2 protein-coding genes are annotated in these 5,601 nt (G+C 42.7%); both read left to right on the forward strand.

Translation table 11 applies throughout. From position 1 onward, the window contains the following. On the forward strand, window positions 1-1,132 hold a 1,132-nt coding region (locus ACH2DQ_RS29265; protein ID WP_395028829.1), incomplete at its 5' end, for an ATP-dependent DNA helicase. Window positions 1,133-1,330: 198 nt separating this feature from the next. Further along, the gene (locus ACH2DQ_RS29270; RefSeq protein ID WP_394911757.1) at window positions 1,331-5,128 is read left to right on the forward strand and encodes a phosphoribosylformylglycinamidine synthase; all 3,798 of its coding nucleotides are present in this window, start codon (window positions 1,331-1,333) and stop codon (window positions 5,126-5,128) included. The last annotated feature ends 473 nt before the right edge of the window (window positions 5,129-5,601 follow it).

Consider the following 5,601-nt stretch of genomic DNA (forward strand, 5'->3'; position numbering starts at 1 on the left):
ATACAGCAGGAGAGTGGAACGCCAGCTGGAAAAATGCAATAAGATTATGCTGGAGATGAAGAGGGAATGCCAGAATTATGAGGTTCTGGAAAATGTGGGTCCTCTTGTGATCGCCTTAATGAATTTGTGTGCGGAAATCGAAAAATTTCTGGAAGAGTCGGATCAGCCCGCAGTCAAGGAGGTGGTTACAAATCTTTATTTTGAAGCCAGGGCATTTTTAGATACCCATGAGAGACTGGATGAAAATTATGTGATATATTCCGAAATGGAGGAAGACGGGCGCTTTAAGGTGAAACTCTTCTGTATTGATACGTCTAAAAATATACAGGAGTGTCTGGATAAAGGGAATAGCACCATATACTTTTCCGCGACGCTGCTTCCTGTAAAATATTATATGGAGCTGTTAAGTGAGGCGGAGGATGATTATACAATTTATGCGGAATCATCTTTTGACCCCAGGAAAAAGAAGGTGCTGATTGGTACGGATATCAGCAGTAAATATACCAGAAGAAGTTTTCATGAATATCAGAAAATGGCTTGGTACATTAAAAAAGCCATGGAGGGACAAAAAGGCAACTATCTTGTATTTTTTCCATCCTATAAGCTGATGACCGAAGTAGAGGAAATTTTCCGGGAAGAAATGGGGGAAGACGTGCTTTGCATATGCCAGAGCAGCAATATGAAAGAAGAAGAGCGGGAGGAATTTCTGCAGGAATTTGAGCGGGAGCAGGAGAACAGCCTGGTAGGCTTCTGTGTAATGGGCGGGATTTTTTCCGAAGGGATAGATCTGAAAAGAGACAGCCTGATCGGTGCACTGATCATTGGTACTGGATTGCCCCAGATCTGCAATGAGCGGGAAATCTTAAAGAGTTATTATGATAAGCGGAATATGGACGGGTTCTCTTATGCATATCTGTATCCCGGAATGAATAAAGTGCTGCAGTCGGCAGGCAGGGTGATCCGGACAGATGACGACCAGGGCGTGATACTGTTATTAGATGAACGCTTTCTGCAGAGGCAGTATCAGTATCTGTTTCCCAGGGAATGGGACAATTATGAGACTTGCCGGCTGGATAATCTGGGAGATAAACTGGAGGAATTCTGGCAGGGGATTTCAGACATTAGCAATTGATCATAGAATTCACTTTATAAATCTGAGACAAAAAGCAGATCTGTACAAAGAACCCGTACAGATCTGTTTTTTTGTGACATATCTCACAATATTGGCAGCTATTTTAACGAAAAACCCTCCTTGCCATAACCAGCACCAGGTGGTAGAATAAAAAAGAAGTTAAACCTAAGATATAATCACAATAGCATGGAGGAACCTATGAGCAACGTTAGAAGAGTGTACGTGGAGAAGAAGCCGGCATATGCAGTGCAGGCAAAAGAATTAAGGCATGAGATTCACAGTTATTTAGGAATCAAGTCATTAACAGGTGTTCGTGTATTGATTCGTTATGATGTGGAGAATATCTCCGACGAGGTTTATAAAGCTGCCTGCAATACGGTGTTTTCCGAACCGCCGGTAGATACCTTATATGAAGAGAGTTTTGATATAGCCGATTTTGCAAAAGTATTTTCTGTAGAATTTCTTCCGGGACAATTTGACCAGAGGGCAGATTCCGCAGTACAGTGTGTAAAGTTCCTGAATGAGGATGAAGAACCGATTATCCGTTCAGCTACCACTTATGTATTGGAAGGAAGCATTAACGAGGAAGAATTTGAAGCAATCAAATCCTATTGTATCAATCCTGTAGATTCTAGAGAAACAGACATGGTGAAACCACAGACTCTGGTAACGAAGTTCGATGAGCCGGCAGATGTGAAAATATTTGATGGCTTTACGGAAATGGATGAAGAAAAGTTAGAAGAACTTTATGGTTCTTTGAATCTGGCTATGACGTTCAAGGATTTTATGCATATCCAGAATTATTTCAAAAGTGAAGAAAAAAGAGATCCTTCTATGACAGAGATTCGAGTATTGGATACATACTGGTCTGATCACTGCCGTCATACTACATTCTCAACAGAATTAAAAGAGGTAGTATTTGGAGAAGGTTATTATAAAGATCCTATCGTTGGTACTTATCAGCAGTATTTAAAAGACAGGGAAGAAATCTTCAAAGGGAGAGATGATAAATTCGTCTGCCTGATGGATCTTGCTCTGATGGCAATGCGTAAGCTGAAAAAAGAAGGGAAACTGGACGACCAGGAAGAATCAGATGAAATTAATGCCTGCAGTATTGTTGTTCCCGTGGAAATCGACGGTGTGACGGAAGAATGGCTGATTAACTTTAAGAATGAGACTCATAACCATCCTACGGAAATTGAGCCATTTGGCGGTGCGGCAACCTGCCTCGGCGGTGCAATCCGAGATCCTCTTTCAGGACGTACCTATGTATATCAGGCAATGCGTGTGACCGGTGCGGCTGATCCTACCGTATCCGTTAAAGATACTTTAAAAGGAAAACTGTCCCAGAAAAAGATAGTTAGAAGTGCGGCTCACGGATATAGTTCCTACGGTAACCAAATCGGACTTGCAACCGGCCTGGTAAAAGAAGTTTACCATCCGAATTACGTTGCGAAGAGAATGGAAATCGGCGCAGTACTTGGTGCGGCTCCAAGAAAAGCAGTCATCCGCGAAACCTCTGATCCTGGCGATATTATCATCCTGCTGGGCGGACGTACCGGACGTGACGGCTGCGGCGGTGCAACCGGTTCTTCCAAGGTACATACAGAGGAATCCATCGAAACCTGCGGAGCGGAAGTACAAAAAGGTAATCCGCCAACAGAGCGTAAAATTCAGCGCCTGTTCAGACGGGAAGAAGTAAGTAAATTAATTAAAAAATGTAATGACTTTGGTGCAGGCGGAGTATCCGTTGCTATTGGAGAATTAGCAGACGGACTTCATATCTATCTGGATAAAGTTCCGAAAAAATATGCTGGACTTGACGGAACTGAGATTTCCATTTCCGAATCCCAGGAGAGAATGGCAGTTGTAGTGGATCCCAAAGACGTTGAACAGTTCCTGGCTTATGCAGTGGAAGAAAACCTGGAAGCAGTGGAAGTAGCAGTTGTAACGGAAGCGAAGCGTCTGGTGATGATCTGGAGAGAAAAAGAGATCGTGAATATTTCCAGAGCATTTTTAGATACCAACGGTGCACATCAGGAAACCAGCGTGTCCGTAGATATCCCGTCAGATCAGGATAAATTCTTTGTAAGAGAAGAAGTAGGGGATGTTAAAGAAAAATGGCTGAATACGCTGAAAGATTTAAATACCTGTTCCCAGAAGGGTCTGGTTGAAATGTTCGACGGGTCCATTGGTGCAGGCTCTGTATTTATGCCATTTGGCGGAAAATATCAGATGACTGAGACTCAGGCTATGGTTGCGAAGCTTCCGGTATTAAAAGGAAAGACTGATACCGTTACCATGATGAGTTACGGCTTTGATCCTTATTTATCAAGCTGGAGCCCATATCACGGTGCCGTATATGCAGTGCTGGAATCCGTTGCTAAAATCGTGGCAGCAGGTGGGGACTACAGCAAAATCCGCTTTACATTTCAGGAATATTTCAGAAGAATGACCGAAGATCCTTCCCGCTGGAGCCAGCCGTTTGCAGCACTATTAGGTGCATACAGCGCACAGCTTGGTTTCGGACTTCCTTCCATCGGCGGAAAAGATAGTATGTCCGGTTCCTTTAATGAAATAGACGTTCCTCCTACTTTAGTATCCTTTGCAGTTGATGTTGCCAGCGACAAGCACATCATTACACCGGAACTTAAAAAAGCCGGAAGTAAACTGGTATTGTTAAAGATCGTGACAGATGAGTACGACCTTCCTGATTATACACAGATCATGGATCAGTATGGCAAATTCTTTGCAGACGTAAAAGCAGGAAAAATTATATCTGCATATACACTGGATGCCAAGGGACTGGCTGCAGCAGTAAGTAAAATGGCATTTGGTAACCATATGGGTGTGAAGATTGAGCATAATGTGGACAAGAGAGATCTGTTTGCAGCAGGCTTCGGTAACATTGTAGCAGAAGTTCCGGATGGCAAAGTGGGCGAACTTTCCATTTCCTATACGGTGATCGGTGAGGTTCTGGATACAGCGGAATTTGAATATGCAGATACCAGAATTACCATGGATGAAGCTCTAAAAGCATGGACGGGAACATTAGAGAAAGTATTTAAATCCGTTCCGGATGCTGAAGGGTCAGAGGTACCTTCTTCTGTAAATGTTACATGCGCAGATGCAGATGCTGTGATCGAAAATGGTCTTTTCAGCACGAAAAAAGTCTATACATGTAAAAATAAAGTGGCGAAACCTACCGTATTCATACCGGTATTCCCGGGAACCAACTGTGAATATGACAGCACTAAGGCATTTGAGCGTGCCGGAGCAGATGTTATTGTAAAGGTATTTAAGAACTTAAGTGCAGCAGATATCCGTGATTCTGTTGAAATCTTTGAAAAAGCGATTAACAGCTCACAGATGATCATGTTCCCGGGCGGTTTCTCAGCAGGTGATGAACCGGACGGATCTGCAAAATTCTTTGCTACCGCATTCCAGAATGCGAAAATCAAAGAAGCAGTGATGAAATTATTAAATGAGAGAGACGGTCTGGCACTTGGTATCTGTAACGGATTCCAGGCTCTGATTAAACTTGGACTGGTTCCAAACGGAGAAATCACGGGACAGACAGAAGACTCACCTACACTGACTTTCAATACCATCGGACGCCATATTTCCAAAATGGTATATACAAAAGTAGTATCCAATAAATCCCCATGGCTTGCACAGGCGGAACTTGGAAAGACTTACGTAAATCCAGCATCCCACGGCGAAGGAAGATTTGTAGCAAATGAGGAATGGCTGCAGAAATTATTTAAAAACGGACAGGTAGCTACCCAGTATGTAAATGCTGACGGTGAGCTGAGTGCTGACGGCGAATGGAACGTAAACGGTTCCTACTGCTGCATCGAAGGTATTACAAGCCCGGATGGCCGTGTATTCGGTAAGATGGCGCATTCCGAGAGACGGGATGCTTCTGTGGCAATTAATATTTACGGAGAACAGGATCTGAAGATCTTCGAATCCGGTGTAGCTTATTTTAAATAAGAAATAACAGAGACAGGTGTTTGGCTGATTTGGCTGAATGCCTGTTTTTTTGCTTACCTTCTCCATACGTTATGATGGAAGAGTGTGGAGTTAACGATGTGAAAAAAGTGGCAACAAAACGTGGCATACAGGATTCAGCATGTTTCTTGCGGAGTAAGAAAAAGCATGTATTGACACAACTTATTGCTACAGTGTAAAACATATTGCAATTTGTCGAAAAATGGGATATATTGTCACTGCACCATCATAGGACTAAGAGGGGCAGTAAAAGTGGGAATGGAATATATGAAAATTTGCTGATATGAAGGAGGGCAATCTAATGCCACGTATAGTGAGGGATACGCACGTCTATTATTCAAATCTAAAATGGAAAAATCAGAAAAATGTATTTGCAGATGAAATTGACAAGAAAAAATTTCTGGATATTGTCGCCTTAGTCCGGCGAAAAATAGAATTCCGGATTTTTGCTTATT

The sequence above is a fragment of the Robinsoniella sp. genome (assembly GCF_034124845.1).